Source organism: Streptomyces sp. NPDC007907 (assembly GCF_042959365.1).
GTDB classification, from domain to species: Bacteria; Actinomycetota; Actinomycetes; order Streptomycetales; family Streptomycetaceae; genus Streptomyces; species Streptomyces indiaensis.
On the sequence record NZ_JBIBKR010000002.1, the window covers coordinates 694,917 to 721,589 of the forward strand.

Consider the following 26,673-nt stretch of genomic DNA (forward strand, 5'->3'; position numbering starts at 1 on the left):
GTGACACGCCCCTTCCCGGGGCGATTCGCCCACCCCCGCCGCACGGTTGAACCGTGAACGGCCTTTGCTGCGCCCTTTACTCGAAGCGTGACGGGTCGCCCGCGCCGTACCGCACGATCTCGGCCTCCCCACCGGAGAAGTCGACGACCGTCGTCGGCTCGGTTCCGCAGTCACCGGAGTCGACCACCCCGTCCAGCACGTGGTCGAGCAGGTCCTTGATCTCCCAGCCCTGCGTCAGCGGCTCCTCCTCGCCGGGCAGCAGCAGGGTGCTGGACAGCAGCGGCTCACCGAGCTCGGCGAGCAGGGCCTGCGTGACGACGTGGTCGGGGATGCGCACGCCGACGGTCTTCTTCTTGGGGTGCTGCAGCACGCGCGGCACCTCCTTCGTCGCGGGCAGGATGAACGTGTAACTGCCGGGCGTCGACGCCTTGATCGCGCGGAACACGTCGTTGTCGATCCGCACGAACTGGCCGAGCTGGGCGAAGTCCTGGCACACGAGCGTGAAGTGGTGCCGGTCGTCCAGCTTGCGGATCGTACGGATCCGGTCGATGCCGTCGCGGCTGCCGATGCGGCAGCCCAGTGCGTAGCAGGAGTCCGTGGGGTAGGCGACAAGAGCGTCGGCACGGATGCTGTCGGCGATCTGGCCGATGGTGCGGGCCTGCGGGTTGTCGGGGTGCACGTCGTAGTACTTCGCCATCCGCCGAGCTTATGCCGCCGGTGCGGGTCGGCGGCGCAGGAGGGGGTCGGGCCCGGGGACACCCGCCCCCGCTGTCCGGTATCCGGGCCCGCAGGACCGCCCGGCGGACGTGCGGTAACGTCCCCGACCGGTGTGCCGGAGGCGGCACGAGGAGCGAGGGGAAGGCCCAGGTGGCTGGCCGAGAGGACGGGAACCGGCTGCGGGAGACGCAGACCGGCACGGGCCCGGAGTGGGCGGAGGAACTGCTCGAGCATCTGCGCCCGACCGGGCGCGACGTCCGCAGAGTCGTCGCCTGGCTCTCCGGGGCCCTGGGCGCGACCGTGGCCCTGCAGGACGCCGCCGGGAACCTCGTCGCCGGGAACCCGATCCCGCTCGACGAGGACCTGGTCGCGGACATCACCGCCGGCCGGATCGCCTCCGCGGCTTGGGAGAACGGCGAGCGCCACCTGCGCCTGGTCAGGGTGGACCACCCGTCCCACGCGTGCGTGCTGGCCGTCTCCCGGCAGGCGCCCTTCGACCGGCGGGCCTCCGGCGTCGTCACGCACACCGCCCAGGTGATCGAGCTGCTGCTCACGGCGAGGGAGTCCACCGCCGCCGGGCACCGGCTGCGCCGGGCCACCGCCGACCTGCGCCTGGCGATCCTGCAACTGCTGATGGTCGAGGACACCATCGCCGCCCGCCGCGTCGCCGCCGGACTCTGGCCCGGCCTGCTCGACGCCGACACGGCCTGCGTGTACGTCGTCGAGTCCGCCCCCGCCGTGCGGGACCGCATCGCCGAGGAGTGCCTGGACACCACCCGGGAGGACGCCCTGGTGGTGCGCTGCCCGGCCATGGACGGGCACGTGATCGTCGTCAGCCCCAGGGAGACCACGGACGAGGCCCTGCGGTCGCTCGTCGGACGCCATCCGGGCCTCTTCCTCGGCGGCAGCGTCCGCCAGAGCCTCGCCCAGACCGCCACCGCCTACGGGCAGGCCGTCAGCGCCCTGGCGGTCGCCCACTTCCGGGCGGACAAGACGGCCGTCTACGCCGAGCGCACCCACCCCGAACGCCTGATGGACCCGGTGGCGCTGCGCGCCTGGACCTCCCGCGTGCTGCGCCCCCTCGACGCCCTGCCGCACCACACCCGCGCCGAGCTCCTCGCCACCACCCGGCTCGGCCTGGAGTTCACCGCCGTCAACGCCGCCAAGGTCCTCGGCGTCAGCCGCAACACCGTCCGCGCCCGCATGGAACGCGTCGAGACCCTGCTCGGCACCGACTTCGCCGACCTCACGGTCCGGGCCGTGGTTCACCTGGCGCTCAACACCCGGATCGGGCTGCCCGACACCCTCCCCGCCGACGACACCGCGGATCCGGGACTGCGCCTCGCCGACCTGCTGTCGGGCCCCGCCGTCCGCACGTGGGGCCGGGACCTGCTGGGGCGGCTCGACGCCGACGCCCGCAATCCGCGCCGGACGCTGCGCACCTGGATCGCCGTCGGCGGCAACGCCGAGCGGGCCGCCCAGGCCCTGGGTGTGCACGCCCAGACCGTGCGCGAGCACGTCCGCAGCGCCGAACCCGTCCTGGAACGCCAACTGCTCGCCGCCGGCACCGACCTGTACGAGGTCGTCCTGGCGCACCTGACCGTGGGCGACCTCGACCTGCCGGTCCTCCCGAGTCCGGCGTGACCTTTGCCTCCGAGGCAACAGATCGGCCACATCCGGGCGGGACGAACCCGGGCCATCCGGACTCGGCTGTGCACGGGTGAGCCCCGACGGGCATGCAGCGGGCACCGACACGGTTCACAAGGCCTCGGGCAGGGACGTAAGTTCGACTCGTCGCGGGGGCTCGACCGGAACGGGGGACCGGTCGCGCTCCCGCGCGCTGTCCTACGGAGTGTCCTCCCCTCCCGGGGCGTCAGCCCGGCGCGAGAGGTCATCGCCGCCAGGGCGCCGGCCCCGCCCGAGGAGTCATCCCCTCACAGGCCTCAGCCCCGCAGCCGCACCGGGATCTCCTGCCAGCCGAACGCGATGAACGACGGCACCTGCCGCAGGCCGCCGTCGCCGGTGGCCAGGCGCAGGTCCGGGAACCGGTCGAACAGCGCCGGCAGCGCGGTGAGGGCTTCCAGCCGGGCCAGCGGCGCCCCGATGCAGCGGTGGACTCCGATGCCGAACGCCAGATGGTCGTCGGCGCCCCGTGTGGCGTCGAAGCGGTCGGCGTCCGGCCCGTAGTGCTCGGGATCCAGCCCGGCCGCGGCGTAGGTCGTGATGATGGCGTCGCCGGCCGGGATCGTGACCTCGCCGACGGCGAGGTCGGTGACGGCGAACCGCAGCGGAAGCGACGCGATCGACGGGTGGGCGCGCAGCGTCTCGTCGACGACGGCGTCCCAGCCGATCTCCCCGGACCGGACGGCCGCCAGCTGCTCGGGCCGGCGGAGCAGGGCGACCACCGCGTTGCCGATGAGGTTCACGGTGGTCTCGAACCCGGCGCCGATCACCAGCAGCAGCGTGTACAGCAGCTCCTCGTCGCTCAGTCGGTCGCCGTCCTCGTCCCGGACCCGGATCAGCTCGGACGTCATGTCGTCCCCGGGGTGCGCGGACCGGTGGACTATCAGGGCCGGCAGCACCGTCCCGATCTGCCGCTGCACGGACGCCGCGTGCTCCGGGCTCGGGTCGGAGGTGTCCATGATGGCCGCGATGAGCCGACCGGTGTCCTCCCGCAATTCGTCCGGCACACCCATGAGTTCGCAGATCATCCGCATCGGCAGCGGATGGGCGAGCCCCTCCTTGACGTCCACGACCTCACCGTCGGCGGCCGCCAGGGCCGCCAGCAGCTCCGCCGTGATCGACTCTACCCGGGGCCGCATCGCCTCGGTCCGCCGGTGCGTGAAGCTGGGTGCGACCAGCTTGCGCAGCCGCGTGTGGTCCGGGCCGTACGTGGAGAGCATGTTGACCACGCCGACCCAGCCCAGGATCCACGCCCAGGACGGGTTCTCGCCGACCTCGGGCCACAGCCGCCAGTGCAGCCGCGGGTCCTTGCTGACCCGCGGGTCGAGGATGAGCTCCTTGAGCGTGTCGTAGCGCGTCGGTGCCCAGGCGGGGATGCCGCCGGGCAGTTCCACGGGCACGATCGGGCCGAGTGCGCGCAGCCGGGCGCTCTCGGCGGCGATGTCGGCGCCCAGTGGGTCCAGGGCGATGCGGTCGGTCACGGTCACGGTCGTCCTCCAGGCTGGTCGGGGGAGCGGGGGCTGAAACGCACGGGCAGCGCCGTCAGCGAGCGGTGGAACGGACCGGGCCGCCACGTCAGGTGCTCGCGGGGCAGCACGGGTTCGAGGTCGGGCAGCCACTGGGTGAGCCGTTCGATCGCCTCGGTGGCGATGAGCAGGGTGTGCTGCTTGACCGGGCAGGCGTGTGGGCCCGCCGACCAGGACAGGTGCGAGGCGTCCGACGGGTGGCGGTCCGCGCCGCGCTCCTGCTCGGCGGCCTGGGCCAGCGCGCCGTAGGAGATCACCACCGGCACCGCGGCCCTGATCCACACGCCGTGCAGGGTGACCGGCGTACGGGCGTAGTGGATGCCGTAGTTGGCGAGCGGCGTCTCGTGGTGGAGGACCTCCAGCACCGCGTCCGTCACCGGCCGGGCGCCGCTGGTCAGCGTCGAGTAGTAGGCCGGGTTGCCGAGGATCCTGGACAGCGCGTTGGACACCAGGTTGGCCGTCGGCTCGTGCCCCGCCCCGAGGGTCAGGAACACCTGCCAGGTGACCTCCTCGGGGGTCAGCCCCGCCGGGTGGTCCAGCAGCCAGCTCGGCAGGTCGTCGCCCCGCTGCTCGGCCTTGGCCGCGATCAGCTCCAGCACGTACCCGCCGAACTCGGCCTCGCCCTCGGCCGCCTGGGCACCGCCCTCGATCAGCTTGCCCAGCGCGGCGTCCAGCCGTTCGCTCGCGCTGTCCGGCAGGCCGAAGAGGCTGTTGAACACCAGCGCCATCAGCGGCCGCGTGAACTCGCCCACCAGGTCGGCCTCGCCCCGCGGCCCGAACCGGCCCACCAGCACGTGCACCGCCCGGTGCACCCGGGCCCGCAGGTCGTGCGGCTCCACCAGGTCGAAGGCGTCGATCAGCGAGGTGCGGTAGCGCAGGTGGGCCTCGCCGTCCGCGAACAGGGTGTTGGGACGCCAGCGCATCATGCCGAGCACCGGCGAGTCGTCGGGGACGGTCGCCTCCCACGGCCGGGGGTCGTGCGAGAACGTCTCGGTGTCGTGCAGCAGGTCCAGCGCCGCCCGCCGGTCGGTGACGACGTAGGCCGGGACGCCGGGCGCGAGTTCCGCCCAGCCGACCGGGCCGTGAGCGCGCAGGGCGGCGTAGTACGGGCGGGGATCGCGGGCGAAACCGTCCTCCCAGAGGCGGACGGGGGCCGCGAGGGAGAAGGCCTGCTCGGCGGGGGAGGGGTGGGTCACCGGGGCTCCGGGGGGTGGTGGTCGATCAGGTGCTGCACCAGCGCGAGCAGGGCGTCGGCGGCGGAGTTCGTCTCCCGCGCGTCGCATGTGACCATGGGAGTCGTGGGCTCCAGGTCCAGGGCGGCGCGCAACTGCTCGGGTGTGTGGTGGCGGGGTGCGTCCGGGAAGGTGTTGAAGGCGACCGCGTACGGCAGTCCCGACTCCTCCACCAGCCCCAGCACGTCGAACGAGGCGTCGATCCGGCGGGCGTCGACCAGCACGAGCGCGCCGAGCGCCCCGTAGGCGAGGTCGTCCCACAGGGCCCGGAAACGCTCCTGGCCCGGCGTGCCGAACAGGTACAGCACGATGCCGCCCGGCAGGCTGATCCGGCCGAAGTCGATGGCGACCGTCGTGGTGGACTTGTCCCGTACCCCGGCCAGATCGTCGACCCGCGCGGACGCCTCCGAGAGTCGCTCCTCGGTGTGCAGCGGCCGGATCTCCGAGACGGAGCGGATCAGGGTCGTCTTGCCCACCCCGAACGGCCCCGTGATCAGGATCTTCACCAAGTCCCGGGCGGTGTCGGGGAGATGGACGTCCGCACCTCCCGGCTCGGCGTCAACGGTGTTTGAGGTCGCGGAGGCCATCGGCCACTCTCTTCAGCAGGTTGGGGTCGAAGCGCCGGGCGGGCGGGATCGGCGCGCGGGCCAGGACCAGGTCACGGTCGAGGAGGCCGGCGGCCAGCACCAGCACCGCGGAGACCGGCAGCCGCAACAGGGCCGCGGCCTCCACCACCGTCAGCGACCCGTGCTCCAGCTCCTCCAGCAGGGCGGTCTGGGCGGCGGGCAGGTCGGCGGGGGCCGGCTCACCGGAGCCGGTGAGGACCGACAGCCGCTCCAGGTGCGCGCGGCTGGGCCGCGCCACCCCGCCGGTCGACAGGTATGCGGGAACCAGGGGACGGCCGCCTCGGCGGCCGGTCATGCCGGCGTGCCGCCGTCGGCGCCTCGGGGCCCGGCGGCCATCGCCTTCTCGCCCAGCCGCGCGACTTGCGAGTGCACCCGGTGGGCGAGCAGGTCCAGCCGCACCTCGGGATCGCCGTACGCGGCGACACAGGTGCCGTGGTCCGTGGGCACGATGAGTACGTAGCCGTGGTCCGACTCGATGACGACCTGCCGGATCTCCGCCCGGTCGGTGTCGGCGAACGCCGCCGCCGCGGTACGGCAGGCGCCCTGCACGGTGCTGGTGATGGCCGCGACCCGCTCGGCCGAGGGCCGCGACAGCGCGTCGGTGTAACCGGTGACGAGCCCGTCGCGGGTGAGCAGGACGGCTGCCTCGACGTGCGGCACCTCCAGGACCGGTTCGAGCACCCATGCCGTGTCCCCCGCCGCGCGGCTGGTCATCGAGCCGTTCCCCCTTCGTGGTCGTTGCTGTCGGTGTTCTCGGCTGCCGTGCCGGCCGATGTCGCGGCCGGGGCACCCTCAGGTACGGCTGGATCGGCGCCGGCGTTCGACCGGGCGTCGGTGCGCGCCGCCGCGGTGCCGGACTGGAGGGCGCCGAGGGCGGCGGCGGACTCCTCGGGACGGCGTGCGCGGCGTGATGGTGCGGGTGCGGCGGCGGGGCCGGCCGCTGCCGTGGTCCGGCCGCGCCGCCGCCGCTGCGGCAGACCGCCGCCGTCGCGCGGGCCGTGGTGGCCGGACGCCGGGGCGTCGTGTCCGGGGGCCTGCTCCGCGCCGTAGCCGTGATCGTCGCTCGCGGCGGGGAGCGGTGCGGGTGGGCCAGGCTGTGGACCGGGGGAGGTGGTGGGCCCCGGGCCGTGGGATGTGCCGGGACCGCTTCCTGTGACCGGTGCCGCCTCCCGACGGGTCGAACGCGGTGCGCCGGCCGCCGGGGGCACCGCTTCAGGGTCGATCCAGGTCAGCAGGTGGCTGTCGATCCGCAACACCGCCCGCACTCCGCCGTACGGGGACGGGGACGACAGGTCCACGTTCAGATCGAACTGCCGCGTCAGCTGCCCGATGGCCGCGAGCCCCATGCGCGGCGGATCCCCGAGCTCGGTCAGCAGGATCGGATCCGACCCGGCGACCATCCGCTGGGCCCGGGCCCGCTCGTCCTGCGTCATGCCCAGGCCGGCGTCGTCCACGGTGACGCAGACGCCGTGGTGCACCGTCTCGAGGTGGACCACGACGTCCGTGTCGGGCGCGGAATGGCGCAGCGCGTTGTCGAGGAGCTCGGCGACGATGATGGCGACCGGCTCGACGGCGTGGGACACCAGGCCGGTCCCGGGTGCGAGGTGGTTGCCGACCCGGACGCGCCGGTAGCCGGCGAGCCGGGCCTGGCCGCCCGTCACCGCGTCCACGAGGTGGGACTCCTCCCGGGCGAGACCCACCCACGCTCCGCACACCACCGCGGCGATCTGCGCACGCCGCAGTGACTGCTCGTTCTCGTGGTCCAGCTCGAACAGGGTCTGCGTCAACTCGGGGTCGTCGTAACGCTGCTGGAGTCCCCGCAGAGCGTCCTGCAGCCGGTACAGCGCCGCCTGGATCTCCCGGGTGGCCCCGCGCATCCCGGCCTGGGCCGCCGCGTCGATCCGGGTGCGCTGCGCGGCGAGTTCGGCGTGCAGCCCCTGCAACACCTGCTCCAGGGCGGACCCCAGGGGCGAGCCGGCCAGCTGCGGGCTGAGCGGGCCGGGCACGGTGACGTGGGGGTGTGCGGCCTGCCGGGCCGCGGCGGGCACCCGCCGTGCCGCGAGATGCTCCACCTCGGAGGTGAACGCCCGAGTCGTACCGTCGAGTTGAGCCCTGAGCGCGGCCGACTTCGCGCGCTGTGCTGCCAGGTGCCGCCGGGAGCGCAGCAGCCCGCCGCCGAGGGCGAACGCGGACAGTGTGCCGAGAGCGAGGGCGCCGACGGCCAGGTCCGGTACTTCGATCATCGAGTCGATTCCAGGGAGGGAGTCGGGCAGGGCTGGGTCCGAGGCGCTCAGGCGAGCCACCCGCAGCACAGTACACACCGTCATCGACCGATCTCGCACGGTGGAGTGCCACTTCGTTCCGAAAGTGATCGGTGTCTGTGGGCTTCCGGGGTAACTGTCTGGATTGCCCTACGGGGGTGGGGAGTTGGCGGTGCGTGGGGGTCTGGCCGCGGTGTCCGGGCGCAGTGACCGCACGGTCGCAGCGCGCGACGCACTCGGGCTGTGTGCCCGCGGCCTGGGCGGGTACTCGTCCGGCGCTTGAAGAGGTCCGCTCCGCGAGAAGGAGGTCCGCATGAGCAGTGGATCGGAGACCGGCGATGTGACCGGTACGCAGGACAAGGACTACAACCTCATCTGGTACGTCGAGGCGTGCCTGAGCAACGCCCTGCGCCTGGAGAGCTACATCCAGGACGCGGAACGTGCCAAGGACACCGAGGTCGCGGATCTGTTCCGCAAGGCCCAGGCGGACAGCCGCAAGGGTGCCGAACTGGGCAAGGGGCTGCTGCGCGCCCGCCTCGACGGAGGCTGAGGCTCATCGGCCCGAGAGGGCCCGGACCCCGGGACGGGGCCGGGCCCTCTCCCGTGCCATACGGGCTCTTCCCCGTGGTGTCCGGGCTGTTTCCCTGTCCTTCGGGGCCCTTTCCCGCGTCAGAGCCCGAAGACCGCGCCGACCCGTTCGGTCAGCTCGTCCTCCGTCATCGTGCCGTCCACCGTGAGCGCGGGCAGCCCCAGACGTGTGGTCTCCTCCCGCAGCCGTTCGGTGAACAGGGCGTCCCGCGCGGCGAGGTTTCGGTCCGCCCGCTCGGGGTCGCCGGTGCGCTGCGTGAACCCTGCCCCCGCTGTGGCGCGACGCGCGAACACGGCCCGGCGGAACGCGGGTGTGGGCAGCAGCCAGACCGCGTGTTGGGGGTCGGTCAGCAGCGGCCGCACCAGGTGCGGCAGCAGCCGGAACCCCTCCACGACCACCGGTGTGTCGCGGGGCAGTCGGGCGAGATCCTCGATGATCAGACCGAAGCCCTCGCCCCGGAACCAGTGGAACGTCTCCAGCATGGTCCGCGGGGACCGGTCGACCCACCGCTCGTCCATGTCCATGGCCAGGAACGCGTGCAGCAGGGGCGCCTCCTGGGCGGTGGTCCGGCGGGCGTGATCCGCCATCACGTCGTCGGTCGCGTACAGACGCCAGCCGTGCCGGTCGGCGATCCGGCGGGCGACGGTGGACTTGCCCGCGCCGCTGCCCCCTCCGAGCCAGAAGACGTGCCGCATCCCTCTCCTCTCCACTCCTCTTCCACCGACGGCCTCGACCGAGGCCGGCGGCTCATCCTGCCGGCGGTGGTGTCCTGAACCGTGCCCCGGCCGGGTACCGGCACGTGAGTGACCTCGTCCCTCCGGGTACCCGGCCCGTCCCGCCAGGACCGGCCGGGCGTCGCTCGCGGCACAGACCCGGCAGGCAGCGGCCACGAGCCGAAGGAGCCCACGCATATGACGGACGTATCCGGTACCGGCCCCGTTCCGGGCGACGACCGCGAGGTTCTCACCAACCGCCAGGGCCATCCGGTCCACGACAACCAGAACCAGCGCACGGTCGGCGCCCGCGGCCCCGCCACTCTGGAGAACTACCAGTTCCTGGAGAAGATCAGCCACTTCGACCGCGAACGCATCCCCGAGCGCGTCGTGCACGCCCGCGGCGTCACCGCTTACGGACACTTCGAGTCCTACGGCACCTGGGGCGACGAGCCGATCAGCCGGTACACCCGGGCCAAGCTGTTCCAGGAGCGCGGCAAGCGCACGGACGTGGCCGTCCGCTTCTCCACCGTGATCGGCGGGCGCGACTCCTCCGAGGCCGCCCGCGACCCACGTGGTTTCGCCGTCAAGTTCTACACCGAGGACGGCAACTGGGACCTCGTCGGCAACAATCTGGGCGTCTTCTTCATCCGCGACGCCATCAAGTTCCCGGACGTCATCCACGCCCTCAAGCCCGACCCGGTGACCTTCGAGCAGCAGCCGAACCGCATCTTCGACTTCATGTCGCAGACGCCCGAGGCCATGCACATGCTGGTCAACCTGTTCAGCCCGCGGGGCATCCCCGCCGACTACCGGCACATGCAGGGCTTCGGCGTCAACACCTACAAGTGGGTCGACGCCGAGGGCGGGACCAAGCTCGTCAAGTACCACTGGATGCCCAAGCAGGGCGTGCGCAGCATGACCGAGGAGGACGCCGCCAACGTCCAGGCCGACACCCTCGGTCACGCCACCAAGGACCTGTACGAGGCGGTCGCCCGCGGTGACCACCCGGAGTGGGAGCTGCTCGTCCAGATGATGGACGACCACGACCACCCGGAGCTCGACTTCGACCCGCTGGACGACACCAAGACCTGGCCCGAGCAGGACTTCCCGCCCAAGCCCGTGGGCAGGATGGTGCTGGACCGCATGCCGGAGAACTTCTTCGCCGAGAACGAGCAGATCTCCTTCGGCACCGGTGTCCTCGTGGACGGACTGGACTTCTCCGACGACAAGATGCTCGTCGGCCGGACCTTCTCCTACAGCGACACCCAGCGCTACCGGGTCGGCCCGAACTACCTGCAGCTCCCCGTCAACCAGGCCAAGAACGCCGATGTGCGCACCAACCAGCGCGACGGGCAGATGGCGTACCACGTGGACGGCGGGGGAGAGAACCCGCAGGTCAACTACGAGCCGTCCATCACCGGCGGCCTGCGCGAGGCCCGCTACCCGACCCACGACGAGCAGGGCCCCGAGATCACCGGCCGGCTGACCCGCAAGCGCATCCCGCGCACCAACGACTACCTCCAGGCCGGGCAGCGTTACCTGCTGCTGGAGGACTGGGAGCGGGACGACCTGGTGAAGAACTTCATCGGTCAACTGTCCCGGTGTGACCGGGCGATCCAGGAGCGCATGGTCTGGCACTTCCTGCTGGTCGAGAACGACCTCGGCCTGCGGGTCGGTGAAGGACTGGGGATCGGCCCGGAGGACGTGGCCGGACTGGAGCCCCTGGCGAGCCAGGACCTCACGGACGACGACCGTAAGCGCCTCGCCGGCCTCGGCACGAACGAGCCACGTGACGTGGAGGGCCTCACCATGACCCACTGCGTCCCCGACGAGCGGCACGTCGTGACCCGCTGACGGGTCACCCGGCCAGGGCCGACCGGGCCACCGCGAGGGCCTGTTCCGCGTAGCCCCGGCCGAACAGCACGGCGTGCACCAGCAGCGGAAACAGCTGGTGCACGCCGACGCGTTCCGCCCAGCCGTCCGCGAGCGGTGCGACCTCCTGATATCCGTCGAGCACCCGTTCCAGGCAAGGGCAGCCGAACAGCCGCAGCATCGCGAGGTCCGTCTCCCGGTGCCCGCCGTGCGCGGCCGGGTCGATCAGCCGGACGTGCCCGTCCGCCGCCCACAGCACATTGCCGCTCCACAGGTCCCCGTGCAGCCGCGCGGGCGGCTCCGCCGGTCCCGCCAGCTCCGGCAGCCGCTCGCACAGCCGCTCCACGACGACCGCCTCACCGGACCGGAACGTGCCCTCGTCGACCGCCCGCCGCAGATACGGCAGCACACGCTGCCCGGCGTACCAGCGCGGCCAGTCGGTGCCGGGCTCGTTGCGCATCGGCGCGAGCCCGATGTACGCGTCGGCCGGCCCGCCCGGCGGCGCCGCCCCGAACGCCGGTGCCCCGGCGGCGTGCAGCCTCGCGAGGTCCCTTCCCAGCCGCACCGCCGCCTCGGGGCCCGGCCGCCCGTGCGGAACCCGGTCGATGACCAGCCAGCCCTCCTCGTGCCCGTGCACCGCCGGCACCCGCACGCTTCCGGCGGAGGCCAGCCACCGCAACCCCGCCGCCTCGGCCCGAGCCGCCCCAGGTGCGTCGGACCGCTTGACGACCACGACCCGCCCGTCGTCCAGGGTGACTTCGGCGAGGGCCCCCGACAGCGGCCTCTCATCACTGACCGCCCGCCCGGTGAGCCGGGCGACGACTTCCGAACGGACGGTCATGAGAGCTCCTTGTCGGTCCTCGGACCCGCAGTCCACGTCGAGCAGCCGAACCGGCCTCGTCGCGTCGAGATCGACGCACGCGGCGAGGTCCGCCTTGCCGGACCCACCGTTCCAGTCCGCGCCGACGGTCGCCCAGCCGACCCGCGCTGACCGGGTCGCAGTGACCGGGCCGATGCCCCTCGACGTCGGCGGACCGCTGGGTCGACTCCGGGACACGCGCCGCGCGCCGGTCACGCGGGACGGTGAAATCCCGCCGCCGGGCGACAGAACCGGTCACCGCCGGGGGAGCAGTGGGGTCATGACGAGTTCACCGTTCCAGCGCACCATCGCCCTGCCGGCCCCCGTGTGCGAACAGGCCGCACAACACCTGGAGCAGGCCGCGCACCGGGCCGTCGACGGAGCAGCGGTCCCGTTGAAGGCGTTCCGTGAGGCCGCCGACAACGACTTCATCCTGCCGGTCTCGGTCGTCGAACAAGCGGCGGCCTGCCTGCTGGTCCTCGCCACCGAGACCGCCCAGACGGTACGCCCGTCCGCCCTGCGCGCCACCATCAGTGTCGCCTTGCGGCTGCGCGACGCCGTGCAGCTGGCCCATCAGCCGGCCCTCAGCAGCAGGTTCTGGTGAGCCGGGCCCGCTGCCTCACGCTCCCCGGAAGGCGACCTCGACCTGCCGGTGGCGCAGCGCCTCCAACGTGGCGTGCTGCCGCCTGGCCCGCTCGATGAGTTCGTCGAGCGACCGCCGGTCCAGACGTTCGTCCGTGGCCGCCAGATCGCGCAGCGTCTCCCAGCCGGCCAGCTTGCCCTCCACCCCGAGCGCCAGCGCCTCCAGCTCCCACAGGGTGCTCAGCGGGGAACGCCGCACCAGGCTGCCGTTGCTCTTCAGCCGCCCCACCTGCTCGGCCGCGCGGCCCGCGTAGACCTTGTAGCGGCGCACCGGGACGTCCAGACGCCGCATGATGCCCAGCAGGCTCGACCGGTCGGTGGCGATCTCGTCGGCGACCGGGGCCAGCGCGTCGGCGAGCGGCGAGCCGGCGATCGAGCGCAGCAGGTAGCGCACCCGCGCGGTCGCGGCGGTGGCACCGGCGAGATGGTCGTTGAGGTAGATGCCCAGCAGGGACATGTCGGTGGCCGGGGCACGCTGGGCGCCCGGCGAATCCGCTCGCTGTTCCGTCATGACGCGACTCCTGTCGTACTCCGGCCCTGCTCCACGGTCACCGTCGTGGTGACCCGTACGAGACAGGGAGGGCGGGGTGTCGAGCCGGTCCCGAATCGCACGGGGGGCTCGACCGGGGCGAGGGCGCCGAGACTCTCGCCCTTGCGGGTGACGATGGCCGAGGTGACCGGGTGCAGATCCCTGGCCCCGTACCACTGGTGCCGTCCGGCCCGGGCACCGGCATGGGTGTGTGCTCCCAGCAGCAGACGGGCGGGCCGGTCCCACAGGGCGATCCAGCCCGGGCGGGACGCGAGCCGCGCTGGGACCGACCGCAGCGCCAGACCCGGCAGGTTCCGGCGGCCGGTGGTGAAGCCCAGGCGGAACGGCGGGGAGGTGACGGTCCAGTGCCTGCGGTCGCTGATGCGCACCTCGACCGGCACGACCCGCACCTCGTCGAAGACGTACGTGGCGGCGACGAAGTCCGCCGTCTCGCGCGTGGGGGCCAGCAGCAGGCGGTGTCCGTCGGCCTCCTCGACCATCACGTCACTGAACGGTCCGAACGGTGAGCGGGGCCAGTGGCCGAGCACCACACGGGTGCCGGACGCGGTGCCGATCCCGGCGATCCAGCCGTCGAAACGCAGCGCGCGCACCGGCGACCGTGCGCCTGCGCGCCGCGCCGGACCTGCGGATTCGGGTCGGTGGGAGAACACGCGGGCCGGGTGCCCGACGCCTCCCCGGCGAAACGGGCACCACTGCGTGGCAGGGGGCAGGGGGCAGGGGGCAGGGGGCAGGGGCGAGGTACGGGGCGCGATGCGCTGGGGCGGGTCGCGGGCGCGCCTGGTCTGCCGGCCGGCGGCTCGGCGAGGGTGGGCGATGCGACCGGTGTGGGCCCGCAGGGGGCGAGGCGGGGCAGGGGCGCGACCGGTCTGGGGGCGCGGGTGGTGTGGCGGGTGGTGTGGCGGGTCGGGCTGGCGGGGTGTGCGGGGGCAGGGGTGCAATCGGTCGGCGCGGGTGGTGTGGCGGGTGTGTGGGGCGGCGGGGTGCGAGGGGCAGGGGTGTGACCGGTCCGGGAGGCGCGGTGGGCGTGGTCGGTGTGCGAGGCGGCGGGGCGGCGGCGGACCCGGACGATGCCCGGTCCGTCGGTGGTGTGGTCGAGGCCACGTCCCGGACGAGGCCCCTGTCACGTCCGGGGGCGGCGAGCGGCGGTTACCGTCTACGACCAGTCCCCGCTCCCTCCCTTCGGACGGCCCGGCAGTGCACGCAGATCTCTCCCCGGTCATCGCCGCGACCGCCCAGTGGCTGACCCGCGCCTTCCCCGCCTCCGGCGGCGCGCTCGCCTCCGCCCTGTGCGAGGTCCAGGCCCGGCAGGCCGTGACGGTCGCCGCCTGGCTCAGGTACCCCACGACGATGGACGCCGCCCTGCTCGGCATGGCCGGCCCCGGCGGCTCCGGCCGGCTCGACTGGGTCACCGGCGCCGATGCCGCCCTCGGCGACGACCCCGACGCGTACGCCTGGCGCACCTGGGTCGACGAGGTCGTGGCCAGCTGGGCGGCCTGCCTGCTCACCGATCCGGAGCTTGCGGACCGGGCGGTGGCCGCGCTCGCCGACGGCGGCCACACGACCGGCGCACCCGCCGAGTTCCGACGGCTCCTCGCCCCCGACGCCAGTGACCGCGACGCCGCGGTCCTGCTGCGCCACCCCGACCTGCTCGCGCCGGTCGTCGGCCTGCACCAGGACCAGCTCCTGGCGCGCCTGAACCCGGGCCGCACGCTGATCGCCTGACGCCCGAGTGCAACGCGCTGACCTGCGAGGGCAGCGCGCCGATCAGGCCCCTGCCGTACCTCTCACCCTCCGTCACTCACCGGTTTGCCGTACGCCGCCGTGCCGTCCCCGCACGGTCGGCGGACGCTGAGCGTGGGCTCGACGGCCCGCCGGCCCCACCCCGGCCGAGGCGCGACCGTCGTGCCGCGCGCCGCCGCCGACGGAGGAGAGACCCCACATGACCACCGCCCACTCACGGAACTGGGAGCACGCCGTCGTCACCGGCGGCGCCGGGTTCGTCGGCTCCCACCTGTGCGCCGCCCTCCTGGACGCGGGCGTGGCCGTCACCTGCGTCGACGACTTCAGCACCGGCCGGCCCGAGAACATATCGCCGCTGCTCGAACGCCACGGCTTCACGCTCGTCCAGGCCAACGTGACCGAAGGACTGCGGATCAAGCGGCGGCCGGATCTCGTGCTGCACTTCGCCTCCCCGGCGTCCCCCGCGGACTACCTGCGCCTGCCGCTGCACACCCTGGAGACCGGCAGCCTCGGCACCCGCCACGTCCTGGAACTCGCACACTCCAGCAGGGCGCGTTTCGTCCTCGCCTCGACCTCCGAGGTCTACGGCGACCCCCAGCAGAACCCTCAGGACGAGCGCTACTGGGGCAACGTCAACCCCGTCGGGCCGCGCAGCGTCTACGACGAGGCCAAGCGCTTCGGCGAGGCGCTGACCACCGCCCACACCGAGGCCGAGGGCACCGACACCTGCATCGTGCGGCTGTTCAACACCTACGGCCCCCGGATGCGCGGCCACGACGGGCGCGCGGTGCCGACCTTCGTACGGCAGGCCCTGGCCGGCGAGCCCCTCACCGTGACCGGCGACGGCCGCCAGACCCGGTCGCTGTGCTACGTCGACGACACCGTCCGAGGCATCCTCGCTGCTGCCGCCCACGGCATGCGCGGGCCCGTCAACATCGGCAACCCGACCGAGATCACCATGCTCGACCTGGCACGCCTGGTCGTCGAACTCGCCGCATCGCCCTCCGAGATCCGCTACATCGAACGCCCGGTGGACGACCCGGCCGTGCGCTGCCCGGACATCACGCTGGCCCGCGACAAGCTCGGCTGGGAACCGCAGGTGCGTGCCGAGGAGGGGCTGCGGCGCACGATCGCCTGGTTCCGCGAGGCCGGCACCGAGGAGTGACCCGCCCGGGCACCCCGCACCACCGCGTCCGGTGTCTCCCGACCGCCGAAAGGCCCGCCTCCCCATGCGCATCCTCGGAATCAACGCCCTCTTCCACGACCCCGCCGCCGCCCTGGTGATCGACGGACGGACCGTCGCCGCCGCGGAGGAGGAGCGGTTCACCCGGCGCAAGCACGGCAAGAGACCCCTGCCGTTCTCCGCCTGGGAACTGCCCGAGCGGGCCGCGGCCTGGTGCCTGAAGCGGGCCGGACTGCGCCCGCAGGACCTCGACGCCGTCACCTACTCCTTCGACCCCCGGCTCGCCCGGCCGGCCGAGGACATGGGCCTGGACGACCCCTGGGACCACCTGCGGCTGACCTACGCCCGCGAGGCACCGGGCTTCCTGACGACCGCCCTGCCCGGTCTCGACCCCGGCATCGTCCGCTTCGTGCCGCACCACATGGCCCACGCCGCCTCCAGCGCCTTCGCCGCGCCGGACGCCGGCGACTCCTCCGTCCTCGTCCTCGACGGCCGTGGCGAACGCGCCTCCCACCTGGCCGCGCGCCGCGTGGGCGACCGCCTGGAGGCCCTGCACGCCCAGGACCTGCCGCACTCCCTCGGCCTGGTCTACGAGGACCTCACCGAGCACCTCGGGTTCCTGCGCTCCTCCGACGAGTTCAAGGTCATGGCCCTCGCCTCCCACGGCAGGCCGCGCATGCTCGCCGAGCTGCGCCGCCACGTGTACCCCACCGGCGACGGCGGCTTCCACGCCACCGGTGTGCCCTGGCACGAACTGTGCGCCCCGCGTGGCCCCGACGAGCCGTGGACACAGGACCACGCCGACGTCGCCGCCAGCGCCCAGGCCGTGCTGGAGGAGACCCTGCTGGACCTGGTGCGCTGGCTGCACGGCCGGACGCACGACCGGGTGCTCACCCTCGCCGGCGGCGTCGCCCTCAACTGCGTCGCCAACTCCCGGATCGCCCGCGAGGGCCCCTTCGAGCGGGTGTGGGTGCAGCCCGCGGCGGGAGACGCCGGCACCGCCCTGGGCGGCGCGCTGCTGCTGTCCGCCGTGGAGGGCGACCAGCCGGAGCCCATGACCGGTGCCGACCTCGGCCGGGAGTGGTCCGACGCCGAACTCGGCGCTTGGCTGAAGACCGCGGCCGTCCCGTTCGAGCGGCCCCCGGACATCGCCGCGACCGTCGCCCGGACCCTGGCGGACAACGGGATCGTCGCCTGGTTCCAGGGGCGCTCCGAGTACGGCCCGCGGGCTCTCGGCCACCGTTCCCTGCTGGCCCACCCCGGGCACGCGGGCAACCTGGAACGCCTCAACGACGTGAAGGGCCGCGAGCAGTTCCGGCCCGTCGCCCCCATGGTCCTCGCCGGGCGCGCCGCGGAACTCTTCGACGGCCCGCTGCCCAGCCCGTACATGCTGTTCGTGCACGACGTGGCCCAGGCGTGGCGGGACCGCATCCCCGCGGTCGTGCACGTCGACGGCACCGCCCGCATCCAGACCGTCGACCCGGAGCACGAACCCCTGGTGGCGGGCATGCTCGGCGAGTTCGAGCGGCTCACCGGGCTGCCCGTGGTCGTCAACACCAGCCTCAACACCGCGGGCCGGCCCATGGTCGACGACCCGCGCGACGCCCTGGAGTGCTTCGGCTCCTCACCCGTCGACCTGCTGGCCATCGGCCCGTACGCGATCCGGCGCGGCGACCTGTTCCGCACCGATTCCCGCAGCGACGACGCCGGAGGCCCCCGATGAACGGACCCGAGGCCCTGACGGGCGACGCCGCCTACGCCGTCGTGATCCCGACCCTGGGCCGGCCCAGCCTGGGCGCCTGTCTGCACGCGCTGGCCGAGGCGAGCGGGCCGGGCCCCGTCCGGGTGGTCCTCGTCGACGACCGGCCCGCCGCCGACGGCGTCCCCCTCACCGCCGACGTCCCACCGTCCCTGCGCGCCCGCACCATCGTCGTCCCCGGCGGCGCCCGCGGACCCGCCGCCGCGCGCAACCTCGGCTGGCGGGCCGCCGGTGACGTGCCCTGGATCGTCTTCCTCGACGACGACGTCGTACCCGGGCCCACCTGGGGCGACGACCTGACCCTCGACCTGTCGGCGGCGACCGAGCGCACGGCCGGCATCACCGCCCGGATCGTGGTGCCCCTGCCCGCCGACCGGCGACCCACGGACTGGGAACGCAACACGGCCGGACTCGCCACCGCCCACTGGATCACCGCCGACATGGCGTACCGCCGGGCCGCTCTGACGGCCGTCGGCGGATTCGACGAACGCTTCCGCCGGGCCTTCCGGGAGGACGCCGACCTCGCCCTGCGCATGCTCGACGCCGACTGGACGCTCACGGTCGGCCGCCGCACCACCACCCACCCCGTGCGGCCGGCCGGGCGCTGGATCTCCGTCCGGCTCCAGGCGGGCAACGCCGACGACGTGCTGATGACCCGGCTGCACGGCCGTCACTGGTGGCGCCGGGCGGAGGCACACCGCGGGCGCCTCCCCCTGCACCTGGCCGTGACCGGAGCGGGGGTGTCGGCCCTCGGCTGTGCCCTGCTCGGCCGGCACCGGGCCGCCGCCGCGTGCGCCGCGGCCTGGCTGGCCGGTACCGCCGAATTCGCCCTCGCCCGCATCCTGCCCGGCCCGGGCACCCGCGACGAGGTGCTCACCATGACAGTGACCAGCGCACTCGTCCCACCCGCGGCGGCCTGGCACTGGCTGCGCGGGCGGGTCGCCCACCGCAAGGCCGCGCGGTACACCCCGTTCGGGAGCGGTGGACCGACGCCCACGCCCCGGCCCGCGGCCAGGGAACGGCTGCGCTCATGACACCGTCCCCCGGCCCCTGGCTGTTCCCCGCGCACGTGCGGCGGCACCCGCATGTGCCGGGCGGCCCCCGCCCCGCCGCGGTTCTCTTCGACCGCGACGGCACGCTCGTCGCCGACGTCCCCTACAACGGGGACCCGTCGCGGGTCACGCCCATGCCGGGCGCCCGCGAGGCCGTGGACGCGGTGCGCGCCGCCGGGGTGCCCGCCGGCGTCGTGACGAACCAGTCGGGCGTGGCGCGCGGCCTGCTCACCCGGCGCCAGGTGGAGGACGTCCGGCTGCGCGTCGAGGAACTGCTCGGGCCGTTCGCCGTCTGGGCCGTGTGCCCGCACGGCCCGGCGGAGGGCTGCGGCTGCCGCAAACCGGCACCCGGACTGATTCTGGCCGCGTGCCGCCGGCTCGCCGTCCCACCGGAACGCGCCGTCGTCATCGGCGACGTCGGAGCCGACATCGAGGCGGCGCGAGCGGCTGGGGCCCGCGGGATCCTGGTCCCCACGGCCGTGACGCGCCCCGAGGAGACCGCGGCGGCCGACGTCACCGCACCTGACCTGCCGGCGGCCGTACGCCTCGTCCTCGACCCGGTCGTCCCGGCCCGGGAGCCGCGATGACCCCCTCCCGCCTGCCCCGCACCCTCGTGGTCCGGCTCGACAGCGCCGGGGACGTCCTCCTCGCCGGGCCCGCCGTACGGGCCGTCGCCGCCGGTTCCGCGTACACGGCGCTGCTCTGCGGACCGCAGGGCGCGGCGGCCGGGCGGATGCTGCCCGGCGTCGACGACGTGCTGACCTTCGACGCCCCCTGGATGGGCCTGGAGCCGCCGCCGGTCACGCGCGCCGACACCCGGCGGCTGATGGAGAGGCTCACGGCGGGCCGCTTCGACCGGGCGCTGGTGCTGGTGTCGTACCACCAGAGCCCGCTGCCGGCCGCCCTGCTGCTGAAGCTGGCCGGGATCGGACGGACCGCCGCCGACTGCGAGGACTACCCGGGCGCGCTCCTCGACCACCGGCACCGCAGGAGACCGCACCGGCACGAGGCCCTGGCCGCCCTCGACCTGGCCCGTGCCGAGGGCTTCCCGCTCCCGCCCGGTGACGACGGCCGGCTGCGCGTCCTGCCGCCGCCGGGCACCGGCCACCTCACCGGCCCCGGCCCCTACGTCGTGCTCCACCCCGGCGCTGCCGTGCCGGCCCGGGCCTGGACGCCTGGCCGGGCGGCACGGGCCGTGGCCGCCCTGTCCGAGGCGGGGCACCGGGTGGTGGTCACGGGCGGGAGCGCCGAGCGCGAACTGACCGCGCGGGTCGCCGGGCGGCACGCCCTCGACCTCGGCGGCGCCACGGACCTGCCGCACCTGGCCGGAGTGCTCGCCGGAGCCCGGGTCGTGGTGGCCGGGAACACCGGCCCGGCGCACCTGGCCGCCGCCGTGGGCACACCCGTCGTCAGCCTCTTCGCACCGGTCGTGCCGGCCGAACGCTGGGCGCCCTACGGCGTGCCGCACGTCCTGCTCGGCGACCCGCACGCGGCGTGCGCGCAGACCCGGGCCCGGCACTGCCCGGTGCCCGGACACCCCTGCCTCGACGGCGTCGGCGACGGCGAGGTGCTCGCCGCCGTGGCGGCACTCGCGGACCGCCCGGCGGACCGGGGAGAACAGACCGAGCGAGGAGCGGCCGTATGAACATCCTGCTGTGGCACGTGCACGGCTCCTGGACGACCGCGTTCGTCCAGGGCCCCCACACCTACCTCGTCCCCGTCACACCCGACCGCGGCCCGGACGGCCTCGGACGGGCCCGGACCTTCACCTGGCCCGGCTCGGTCCGCGAGATCACCCCCGGCGACCTGCGCGACACGCCGGTCGACCTGGTCCTCCTCCAGCGGCCGCACGAGGCGGCGCTCGCCGAACAGTGGCTCGGCGGGCGCCGCCCCGGCCGGGACGTGCCCGCGGTGTACCTGGAGCACAACGCGCCCGACGGCGATGTGCCGGGCACCCGCCACGCGTACGCAGACCGCGACGACCTGACGCTCGTGCACGTCACGCACTTCAACCGGCTGTTCTGGGACTGCGGGACCACCCGCACCCAGGTGATCGAACACGGCATCGTCGACCCGGGCCACCGCTACAGCGGCCGGCTCGCCCGCGCCGCCGTCGTCGTCAACGAACCCGTACGGCGCGCCCGGTACACCGGCACCGACCTGCTGCCCGCGCTCGCCGACGCGGTGCCGCTCGACGTGTTCGGCATGGGCACCGAGGGTCTGGCCGGGCACCTCGGCCTGCCGCCGGAGCGCTGCCACACCGCCGACCTGCCCCAGAGCGAGCTGCACACGGCGCTGGCCGAACGCCGCATGTACCTGCACCCGGTGCGCTGGACCTCCCTCGGTCTGTCCCTGCTGGAGGCGATGCACCTCGGCATGCCCGTGCTGGCGCTCGCCACCACCGAGGTCGTCGAGGCGGTCCCGCCCGGCGCCGGCACCCTGACCACACGCCCCGACGTCCTGGCCCGCGCCGCCCGCCACTACCTCCACGAACCGGAGGCCGCGGCCGCGGACGGCAACCGCGCCCGCCGGGCGGCCCTCGAACGCTACGGGCTCAAACGCTTCCTGGCCGACTGGGAGCGCCTGATCACGGAGGTGTGCGCATGACTCCGTCCCTCAGCCCCCTGCCCGCCGGACCGCTCGGTGGCGAACCGACGGCACCGGGCGTCCTCGCGATCGCGCTCGTCTCCGAGCACGCCAGCCCCCTCGCCGCACTCGGCGGGGTCGACGCCGGCGGGCAGAACGTGCACGTCGCCTGCCTCGCCGGCGCCCTCGCCGACCGCGGCCACCGCGTCACCGTGCACACCCGCCGTGACGCCCCCGACCTGCCCTGGCGGGTCGAGCTGCGCGAGGGCGTCGAAGTGCACCACGTGCCCGCAGGACCTGCCGAACCGCTCCCCAAGGACGCGCTGCTGCCGCACATGGACGAGTTCGGCCGCCACCTCGCGCGCGGCTGGCGCACCCGGGCGCCGGACGTCGTGCACTCCCACTACTGGATGTCTGGCCTGGCCGCGCTGCGCGCCACCCGGGAGCACGGCCTGCCCCTGCTGCACACGTACCACGCCCTCGGCACGGTGAAGCGACGGCACCAGCGGCTCGCCGACACCAGCCCGCCGGAGCGGATCCCCAGCGAGATCGAGATCGGCCTGAACTGCGACCGCGTCATCGCCACCTGCCGGGACGAGGTCCACGAACTGGCCCGCATGGGCATTCCCCCGCACCGGGTGGGGATCGTGCCGTGCGGCGTCGACACCGACCGGTTCACCCCCAGGGGCCCGGCCGAGCCGCGCGGCCCCCACCCGCACCGGATCCTCCAGCTGGGCCGGCTCGTGCCGCGCAAGGGCGCCGGTGTGACCGTCGCCGCGCTGGCCCGGCTGCCCGGAACCGAACTGGTCGTGGCCGGCGGGCCGCCCGCCGCACAGCTCGACGACGACCCGGAGGTGCGGCGGCTGCGCGGCATCGCCCGGGACGCCGGCGTCGCCGACCGCGTCCGCTTCATCGGTGCCGTGCCCAGCGAGAAGGTGCCGGCGCTGCTGCGCTCCGCCGACGTGGTGGTCTGCCCCGCCGACTACGAACCCTTCGGCATCGTCCCGCTGGAGGCCATGGCCTGCGGCGTGCCCGTGGTGGCCAGCGCGGTCGGCGGGCAGCTCGACACCGTCGCCGACCCGGGCACCGGACGGCTGGTGCCGCCCGGTGACCCGGAGGCGCTCGCCGTCGCCGTCGCCGGGCTGCTCGCCGATCCGCAGGCCCGCGCAGCCTGCGGCGCGGCCGGCCGCCGCCGGGTACTGAGCAGATACGGCTGGGGCCAGGTCGCCGCCGCCACCGAGGCCGCCTACTGCGAGGTCCTCGACACCGAACCCGCCGCCACCGATGCCGGCTGACCCGTCCGTCCCGCCGCAGTCCGAAGGAGGTGTGGGTCCCCGCCGTCCCCGCACGGCGGTGCGCCCGATCCGCATGAGCGAATCTTCTGCACAGCCCGGCCTCGACGCCGCCCGCCTGCACTGCCGGGCGCTGGAGGAGGTCCTGGGACGGTTCCGGGAGAACGGCCTGGACAAGATCGCTGACTGGGGCGGCCGCCTCGCCGACGTGCTCCACGGAGGCGGCCGGCTCCTCGCCGCCGGCAACGGTGGCAGCGCCGCCCAGGCCCAGCACCTCACCGCCGAACTGGTCGGCCGCTACCGCCGGGAACGCCGCGCCTACTCCGCGCTCGCCCTGCACGCCGAGACGTCCAGCGTGACCGCCATCGGCAACGACTACGGCTTCGACCACGTCTACGCCCGCCAGGTCGCCGCCCACGGCCGTCCTGGGGACGTCCTGATGCTGCTGTCCACGTCGGGGCGCAGCAGCAACCTCATCGCCGCCGCCGTCACGGCCCGGCAGGCCGGGTTGCGCGTCTGGGCGCTCACCGGCCGCGGTCCGAACCCCCTGGCGGAAGCCGCGCACGAGGCCCTGTGCATCGACGCGGACGCCACCGCGAACGTCCAGGAGACCCACCTCGTCGCCGTCCACCTGCTCTGCGAGTGCTTCGACACGGCCGTGTCCACGCCGTCGGCGAGGCGGGTGGTCGTGACCCGCGGAGGCACGTCATGACCGGCCCGCATCCCCTCGTGGTGGTGGGGGACGTGCTCCTCGACGAGGACATCGAAGGCGTTTCCACTCGCCTCTCCCCGGACGCCCCCGCTCCCGTCGTCGACGTCACCGGCGACCGCCGCCACCCCGGCGGAGCCGGCCTGGCCGCCGCCCTCGCGGCCCGGGGCGGCCGGGACGTGGTCCTGGTGACCGCGCTCGGCGACGACGAGGCCAGTGAGGCGGTACGACGCGGTCTGCGCGGCCGGGTCCGGCTCCTGGAGATCCCGCTGGACGGCACCCTGCCGGTCAAGACCCGCGTCCTCGCGGGCGGCCGGCCGGTCGTCCGCATCGACCGCGGCGGCGGCACCCCGGGCGAACCGGACGACGCGGTCCGGGAGGCGCTGGCCGGTGCGCACGCCGTCCTGGTCGCCGACTACGGCCGGCACACCGCGGGCGCCCTGCGACCGCTCCTGGAGGAGGCCGCCCGCCGCACGCCCCTGGTGTGGGACCCGCACCCCGCCGGCGACCCGCCCGTCCCCGGAGCCCGCCTGGTCACCCCCAACGCGGCGGAGGCACGGGCACTGCACCCCGGCTCCGGCGGAACCTCGCTGGGCGCGTACGCCGAGCGCGGGACCGAGCTCGCCCAGCGCTGGCGGGCCGCCGGGGTGGCCGTCACCCTCGGCGAACGCGGGGTGCTGCTGACCCGGCCCGGCCCCGGTACCCCCATGCTCGTGCCGGTGCCCTTCCGGGCCGACGGGGACCCCTGCGGAGCGGGCGACTGCTTCGCCGCCACCGCGGCGGCGGCCCTCGCCGACGGTCTGCTCCCCGAGGAGGCGCTGCAGCGGGCCGTGGCCGAGGCGGCGGCGTTCGTCGCGGCGGGCGGTGCGGGCAACCCCGGCCTGTGGCGGACCGAGCCTGCGCCGGGCCCCGCGGACGAGCCCGCGACCGACGCGTTCGGGATCGCGGAGCGGGTCAGGGCCCGCGGTGGCACCGTCGTCGCCACCGGCGGCTGCTTCGACCTGGTGCACGCCGGTCACGTCGGGCTGCTGGAGAGCGCCCGGCGTATCGGGGACTGCCTCATCGTGTGCCTGAACTCCGACGCGTCCGTGGCCCGTCGCAAGGGACCGGGCCGCCCGCTCAACCCGGCGGCGGACCGCGCCCGGGTCCTCGCCGCGCTCGGCAGCGTCGACGCCGTGGCGGTCTTCGAGGAGGACACGCCCGAGGCGGTACTGGCCCGGTTGCGGCCGGACGTCTGGGTCAAGGGCGGCGACTACTCCGTCCAGGACCTGCCCGAGGCGGAGGTGCTCCGCACGTGGGGCGGCCAGGCGGTGGTCCTGCCCTACCTCGACGGCCGCTCCACGACTCTGCTGACCCGAAGAGCGGCGAAGGCGGCGCAGACGGCGTTGCGGCCGTAGGGCAGGGTCCGGGGCCCGGTCAGGCCGCCGGGGTCAGGGCCGGCCGGCCCGGTGCCTCGTGCGCTTCCGTGCGCAGGAGGACCGGAGCCGTGGCCCGGCGCCGGCGCAGCAGGGCTCCCGCCCCGATCGCGCCGGCGATGAGCAGTCCGCCGGTGACGAGAGCGCCGCGCGGCCCGGCCAGCTCCATGAGGAGGCCCAGCGCGGGAGGGCCGCCCAGACTCCACACCGTGCCGATGCTGCCCCACACGCCCAGCACCCGGCCCCGCATGTGGGGAGGCGGGTCGGTCTGCAGGACGGCCGTGCCGGCGGTGTCGGAGACGGACTCCACCACCGCCATCGGCAGCACCAGCGCGATCAGCACCGCGAGCGACGGCGACAGCCCGGCCACCACCTGCAGCAACGCCCCCGCGGCCGCCAGCGCGCCCACGAGCCGCACCGACGGCTTGCGCAGCCGGGCGCCGAGCACCGCGCCGAGGATGCCGCCGACGGCGAGCACCGTGGACACCGTGCCGAACGAACCGGCACCACCCGCGAGCGGCCCGGTGACGAGCACGGCCAGGGTGAGCCCGTAGTTGCGGCCGAACACGGAGCTGATGCCCGTCACACCCGCCAGCGCCACCAGGCGCGGCCGCCGCACGAAGTAGGCCAGGCCCTCCCGGACGGTGAGGTCGGGACCGGTGCCGGAACCGGTGGCCCCGGGAGCCGGGACGTCCCGCTTCGCCGCACCCGCCGCCGGACGCAGGAACGGGATGACGGAGGCCACGAAGAGGAACGACAGCCCGTTGCCGAAGTACGCGGCGGAGGTGCCGAGGAACCCCACGGCCACACCGGCCAGGGCCGCCCCCGCCAGGCGGCCCGCCTGGTGCACCAGCGCCCCGACCCCGATGGCCGAGGGGACGTCCTCGGCCGGCACGAGATCGTTCCCCAGCAGCGCGCACGCCGGGTTGTCGACGGTGGCGACGACGCCCGTGAGGGCGGCCAGCACCATCAGCGAGGTCATGTCGAGGAGGTCCAGCGCCACGAGGACGGCCGTGGTGAAGGCGATCGCGCCGAGCACCGCCTGGCTCACGGCCGCCGTCAGCTTGCGGGGCCACCGGTCGACGGCGGCCCCGCCCAGCACGCTGATCAGCAGCGCCGGAGCGGCTTGCACGGACATGGACAGTCCTGCCGCGGCGGCGGAACCGGTGATCTGCAGGACCAGCAGGTTCTGGACCGTGAGCTGCATCCACGTACCGGCGTTCGACACGAAGTTCGCGACGGACCACCAGCGCATGCTGCGGTACCGCAGCGACCGCCAGGGCGAGCGGGAGGCGGGCAGGGCAGGGGAGGGTGAGGAGAAGGAAGACACAGTGCTGTACTCGAAGACGAGTCGGAGGACTCAGGAGGTGGGGGCGAGGGGCGCGTCACACCGGCGGCGCTGCACGGCGGCTTCCCTCGGCGGGTAAGGCGCCGACCATCGTGGCAGAGGGGACCGGAGAAGCGGTTCCACCCGGCCTTGATCCGCCGTCCGCGGCTCCCAAGAACCCGTCTTCGAAGGGGCGTTGAGACCACAGTGTGGTTGATCACACGCACGTGGGAGCGGGGTGGGGGGGCGCCCCCCCGCCGGCCCCCCCCCCCCCCCCCGGGCGGGGGGGGGGGGGCCCGGGGCCCCCCCCGCCCCCCCCGGCCCCCCCCCGGGACCA

The 26,673-nt window shown here is 74.6% G+C and carries 26 protein-coding genes; 14 read left to right on the forward strand and 12 right to left on the reverse strand.

All coding sequences use genetic code 11. From position 1 onward, the window contains the following. Window positions 1-76 precede the first annotated feature (76 nt). Window positions 77-697: an L-threonylcarbamoyladenylate synthase gene (locus ACFZDI_RS09215; protein WP_234849555.1), complete on the reverse strand. Its 621-nt coding sequence runs from the start codon at window positions 695-697 to the stop codon at window positions 77-79. Between the two features lie 170 nt (window positions 698-867). Here ACFZDI_RS09215 and ACFZDI_RS09220 point away from each other — a divergent pair, with 170 nt between their 5' ends. Further along, the gene (locus ACFZDI_RS09220; protein WP_234849554.1) at window positions 868-2,361 is read left to right on the forward strand and encodes a helix-turn-helix domain-containing protein; all 1,494 of its coding nucleotides are present in this window, start codon (window positions 868-870) and stop codon (window positions 2,359-2,361) included. Window positions 2,362-2,660: 299 nt separating this feature from the next. On the opposite strand, the gene ACFZDI_RS09225 is transcribed toward ACFZDI_RS09220, so the two are convergent. From ACFZDI_RS09225 to ACFZDI_RS09250, 6 genes are read right to left on the reverse strand one after another with little or no spacing between them, the layout of a single operon-like run. After that, the gene (locus ACFZDI_RS09225) at window positions 2,661-3,887 is read right to left on the reverse strand and encodes a cytochrome P450 (RefSeq protein ID WP_391248902.1); all 1,227 of its coding nucleotides are present in this window, start codon (window positions 3,885-3,887) and stop codon (window positions 2,661-2,663) included. After that, window positions 3,884-5,122 carry a cytochrome P450 gene (locus ACFZDI_RS09230; protein ID WP_391248904.1) on the reverse strand — a complete coding sequence of 413 codons (1,239 nt, stop codon included), beginning with the start codon at window positions 5,120-5,122 and terminating at the stop codon, window positions 3,884-3,886. The genes ACFZDI_RS09225 and ACFZDI_RS09230 overlap by 4 nt, the downstream gene beginning before the upstream one ends. Then, window positions 5,119-5,745: an ATP/GTP-binding protein gene (locus ACFZDI_RS09235; protein ID WP_391248906.1), complete on the reverse strand. Its 627-nt coding sequence runs from the start codon at window positions 5,743-5,745 to the stop codon at window positions 5,119-5,121. The genes ACFZDI_RS09230 and ACFZDI_RS09235 overlap by 4 nt, the downstream gene beginning before the upstream one ends. Then, the gene (locus ACFZDI_RS09240) at window positions 5,717-6,079 is read right to left on the reverse strand and encodes a DUF742 domain-containing protein (RefSeq protein WP_391248908.1); all 363 of its coding nucleotides are present in this window, start codon (window positions 6,077-6,079) and stop codon (window positions 5,717-5,719) included. The genes ACFZDI_RS09235 and ACFZDI_RS09240 overlap by 29 nt, the downstream gene beginning before the upstream one ends. Further along, on the reverse strand, window positions 6,076-6,498 hold the full coding sequence (locus tag ACFZDI_RS09245) for a roadblock/LC7 domain-containing protein (RefSeq protein ID WP_234850695.1): 423 nt from the start codon (window positions 6,496-6,498) through the stop codon (window positions 6,076-6,078). The genes ACFZDI_RS09240 and ACFZDI_RS09245 overlap by 4 nt, the downstream gene beginning before the upstream one ends. After that, window positions 6,495-8,027 (reverse strand): ATP-binding protein, encoded by a 1,533-nt coding sequence (locus ACFZDI_RS09250; protein ID WP_391248911.1) that lies wholly within the window; start codon window positions 8,025-8,027, stop codon window positions 6,495-6,497. Before ACFZDI_RS09250 ends, ACFZDI_RS09245 begins: the two co-directional genes overlap by 4 nt. Before the next feature lie 331 nt (window positions 8,028-8,358). On the opposite strand from ACFZDI_RS09250, the gene ACFZDI_RS09255 reads away from it, so the two are divergent. Next, window positions 8,359-8,595, forward strand: coding sequence for a hypothetical protein (locus ACFZDI_RS09255; protein WP_234850693.1), 237 nt, complete (start codon window positions 8,359-8,361; stop codon window positions 8,593-8,595). A gap of 119 nt (window positions 8,596-8,714) precedes the next feature. On the opposite strand, the gene ACFZDI_RS09260 is transcribed toward ACFZDI_RS09255, so the two are convergent. Continuing rightward, the gene (locus tag ACFZDI_RS09260; protein WP_234850692.1) at window positions 8,715-9,329 is read right to left on the reverse strand and encodes a hypothetical protein; all 615 of its coding nucleotides are present in this window, start codon (window positions 9,327-9,329) and stop codon (window positions 8,715-8,717) included. Window positions 9,330-9,545: 216 nt separating this feature from the next. On the opposite strand from ACFZDI_RS09260, the gene ACFZDI_RS09265 reads away from it, so the two are divergent. Further along, on the forward strand, window positions 9,546-11,204 hold the full coding sequence (locus ACFZDI_RS09265; protein WP_234850691.1) for a catalase: 1,659 nt from the start codon (window positions 9,546-9,548) through the stop codon (window positions 11,202-11,204). Window positions 11,205-11,208: 4 nt separating this feature from the next. Here ACFZDI_RS09265 and ACFZDI_RS09270 read toward each other — a convergent pair whose 3' ends face one another. Beyond that, entirely contained in the window at window positions 11,209-12,063 is an 855-nt protein-coding gene (locus tag ACFZDI_RS09270) for a fructosamine kinase family protein (protein ID WP_391248914.1), read from the reverse strand. A 298-nt stretch (window positions 12,064-12,361) separates the two neighbouring features. On the opposite strand from ACFZDI_RS09270, the gene ACFZDI_RS09275 reads away from it, so the two are divergent. Continuing rightward, a complete protein-coding gene (locus ACFZDI_RS09275) occupies window positions 12,362-12,685 on the forward strand; it encodes a hypothetical protein (protein ID WP_234850689.1) in 324 nt (107 codons plus the stop codon). Window positions 12,686-12,700: 15 nt separating this feature from the next. Here the strand turns inward: ACFZDI_RS09275 and ACFZDI_RS09280 are convergent, their stop codons facing one another. Both ACFZDI_RS09280 and ACFZDI_RS09285 read right to left on the reverse strand, forming a co-directional pair. Beyond that, entirely contained in the window at window positions 12,701-13,234 is a 534-nt protein-coding gene (locus ACFZDI_RS09280) for a hypothetical protein (protein ID WP_391248916.1), read from the reverse strand. Beyond that, window positions 13,231-13,863 (reverse strand): hypothetical protein, encoded by a 633-nt coding sequence (locus ACFZDI_RS09285; RefSeq protein WP_234850687.1) that lies wholly within the window; start codon window positions 13,861-13,863, stop codon window positions 13,231-13,233. Before ACFZDI_RS09285 ends, ACFZDI_RS09280 begins: the two co-directional genes overlap by 4 nt. A gap of 604 nt (window positions 13,864-14,467) precedes the next feature. On the opposite strand from ACFZDI_RS09285, the gene ACFZDI_RS09290 reads away from it, so the two are divergent. The 10 genes from ACFZDI_RS09290 to rfaE2 all read left to right on the forward strand — a co-directional run bounded on the left by ACFZDI_RS09290 (window position 14,468) and on the right by rfaE2 (window position 24,991). Then, window positions 14,468-14,995, forward strand: a complete 528-nt coding sequence (locus tag ACFZDI_RS09290) for a hypothetical protein (RefSeq protein ID WP_391248918.1) — start codon at window positions 14,468-14,470, stop codon at window positions 14,993-14,995. 217 nt (window positions 14,996-15,212) lie between these two features. Beyond that, window positions 15,213-16,178, forward strand: coding sequence for an NAD-dependent epimerase/dehydratase family protein (locus ACFZDI_RS09295; protein ID WP_391248920.1), 966 nt, complete (start codon window positions 15,213-15,215; stop codon window positions 16,176-16,178). A 64-nt stretch (window positions 16,179-16,242) separates the two neighbouring features. After that, the gene (locus tag ACFZDI_RS09300) at window positions 16,243-17,919 is read left to right on the forward strand and encodes a carbamoyltransferase C-terminal domain-containing protein (RefSeq protein WP_391248922.1); all 1,677 of its coding nucleotides are present in this window, start codon (window positions 16,243-16,245) and stop codon (window positions 17,917-17,919) included. Then, the gene (locus ACFZDI_RS09305; RefSeq protein WP_234850495.1) at window positions 17,916-18,989 is read left to right on the forward strand and encodes a glycosyltransferase family 2 protein; all 1,074 of its coding nucleotides are present in this window, start codon (window positions 17,916-17,918) and stop codon (window positions 18,987-18,989) included. Before ACFZDI_RS09300 ends, ACFZDI_RS09305 begins: the two co-directional genes overlap by 4 nt. Beyond that, entirely contained in the window at window positions 18,986-19,594 is a 609-nt protein-coding gene (locus ACFZDI_RS09310; RefSeq protein ID WP_391248926.1) for an HAD-IIIA family hydrolase, read from the forward strand. Before ACFZDI_RS09305 ends, ACFZDI_RS09310 begins: the two co-directional genes overlap by 4 nt. After that, a complete protein-coding gene (locus tag ACFZDI_RS09315) occupies window positions 19,591-20,652 on the forward strand; it encodes a glycosyltransferase family 9 protein (RefSeq protein WP_391248928.1) in 1,062 nt (353 codons plus the stop codon). The genes ACFZDI_RS09310 and ACFZDI_RS09315 overlap by 4 nt, the downstream gene beginning before the upstream one ends. Then, complete coding sequence (locus ACFZDI_RS09320; RefSeq protein WP_234850498.1) at window positions 20,649-21,614, forward strand: glycosyltransferase; 966 nt, start codon at window positions 20,649-20,651, stop codon at window positions 21,612-21,614. The genes ACFZDI_RS09315 and ACFZDI_RS09320 overlap by 4 nt, the downstream gene beginning before the upstream one ends. Next, window positions 21,611-22,888 carry a glycosyltransferase gene (locus ACFZDI_RS09325; protein WP_391248930.1) on the forward strand — a complete coding sequence of 426 codons (1,278 nt, stop codon included), beginning with the start codon at window positions 21,611-21,613 and terminating at the stop codon, window positions 22,886-22,888. The genes ACFZDI_RS09320 and ACFZDI_RS09325 overlap by 4 nt, the downstream gene beginning before the upstream one ends. A 73-nt stretch (window positions 22,889-22,961) precedes the next feature. After that, window positions 22,962-23,597, forward strand: a complete 636-nt coding sequence (locus ACFZDI_RS09330) for an SIS domain-containing protein (protein WP_391248932.1) — start codon at window positions 22,962-22,964, stop codon at window positions 23,595-23,597. Continuing rightward, complete coding sequence (gene rfaE2, locus ACFZDI_RS09335) at window positions 23,594-24,991, forward strand: D-glycero-beta-D-manno-heptose 1-phosphate adenylyltransferase (protein WP_234850501.1); 1,398 nt, start codon at window positions 23,594-23,596, stop codon at window positions 24,989-24,991. Before ACFZDI_RS09330 ends, rfaE2 begins: the two co-directional genes overlap by 4 nt. 19 nt (window positions 24,992-25,010) lie before the next feature. Here rfaE2 and ACFZDI_RS09340 read toward each other — a convergent pair whose 3' ends face one another. Beyond that, window positions 25,011-26,309, reverse strand: a complete 1,299-nt coding sequence (locus tag ACFZDI_RS09340) for an MFS transporter (protein ID WP_391249519.1) — start codon at window positions 26,307-26,309, stop codon at window positions 25,011-25,013. Between the last annotated feature and the right edge of the window lie 364 nt (window positions 26,310-26,673).

What these genes read in the sequence shown, in the direction of transcription:
- ACFZDI_RS09325 (WP_391248930.1), top strand. Translation starts at nt 21,611, where the DNA reads ATGACTCCGTCCCTCAGCCCCCTGCCCGCCGGACCGCTCGGTGGCGAA.
- ACFZDI_RS09280 (WP_391248916.1), bottom strand. Translation starts at nt 13,234, where the DNA reads ATGACGGAACAGCGAGCGGATTCGCCGGGCGCCCAGCGTGCCCCGGCC.
- ACFZDI_RS09275 (WP_234850689.1), top strand. Translation starts at nt 12,362, where the DNA reads ATGACGAGTTCACCGTTCCAGCGCACCATCGCCCTGCCGGCCCCCGTG.
- rfaE2 (WP_234850501.1), top strand. Translation starts at nt 23,594, where the DNA reads ATGACCGGCCCGCATCCCCTCGTGGTGGTGGGGGACGTGCTCCTCGAC.
- ACFZDI_RS09255 (WP_234850693.1), top strand. Translation starts at nt 8,359, where the DNA reads ATGAGCAGTGGATCGGAGACCGGCGATGTGACCGGTACGCAGGACAAG.
- ACFZDI_RS09320 (WP_234850498.1), top strand. Translation starts at nt 20,649, where the DNA reads ATGAACATCCTGCTGTGGCACGTGCACGGCTCCTGGACGACCGCGTTC.
- ACFZDI_RS09265 (WP_234850691.1), top strand. Translation starts at nt 9,546, where the DNA reads ATGACGGACGTATCCGGTACCGGCCCCGTTCCGGGCGACGACCGCGAG.
- ACFZDI_RS09240 (WP_391248908.1), bottom strand. Translation starts at nt 6,079, where the DNA reads ATGACCGGCCGCCGAGGCGGCCGTCCCCTGGTTCCCGCATACCTGTCG.
- ACFZDI_RS09270 (WP_391248914.1), bottom strand. Translation starts at nt 12,063, where the DNA reads ATGACCGTCCGTTCGGAAGTCGTCGCCCGGCTCACCGGGCGGGCGGTC.
- ACFZDI_RS09295 (WP_391248920.1), top strand. Translation starts at nt 15,213, where the DNA reads ATGACCACCGCCCACTCACGGAACTGGGAGCACGCCGTCGTCACCGGC.
- ACFZDI_RS09215 (WP_234849555.1), bottom strand. Translation starts at nt 697, where the DNA reads ATGGCGAAGTACTACGACGTGCACCCCGACAACCCGCAGGCCCGCACC.
- ACFZDI_RS09310 (WP_391248926.1), top strand. Translation starts at nt 18,986, where the DNA reads ATGACACCGTCCCCCGGCCCCTGGCTGTTCCCCGCGCACGTGCGGCGG.
- ACFZDI_RS09260 (WP_234850692.1), bottom strand. Translation starts at nt 9,329, where the DNA reads ATGCGGCACGTCTTCTGGCTCGGAGGGGGCAGCGGCGCGGGCAAGTCC.
- ACFZDI_RS09300 (WP_391248922.1), top strand. Translation starts at nt 16,243, where the DNA reads ATGCGCATCCTCGGAATCAACGCCCTCTTCCACGACCCCGCCGCCGCC.
- ACFZDI_RS09235 (WP_391248906.1), bottom strand. Translation starts at nt 5,745, where the DNA reads ATGGCCTCCGCGACCTCAAACACCGTTGACGCCGAGCCGGGAGGTGCG.
- ACFZDI_RS09250 (WP_391248911.1), bottom strand. Translation starts at nt 8,027, where the DNA reads ATGATCGAAGTACCGGACCTGGCCGTCGGCGCCCTCGCTCTCGGCACA.
- ACFZDI_RS09305 (WP_234850495.1), top strand. Translation starts at nt 17,916, where the DNA reads ATGAACGGACCCGAGGCCCTGACGGGCGACGCCGCCTACGCCGTCGTG.
- ACFZDI_RS09330 (WP_391248932.1), top strand. Translation starts at nt 22,962, where the DNA reads ATGAGCGAATCTTCTGCACAGCCCGGCCTCGACGCCGCCCGCCTGCAC.
- ACFZDI_RS09245 (WP_234850695.1), bottom strand. Translation starts at nt 6,498, where the DNA reads ATGACCAGCCGCGCGGCGGGGGACACGGCATGGGTGCTCGAACCGGTC.
- ACFZDI_RS09315 (WP_391248928.1), top strand. Translation starts at nt 19,591, where the DNA reads ATGACCCCCTCCCGCCTGCCCCGCACCCTCGTGGTCCGGCTCGACAGC.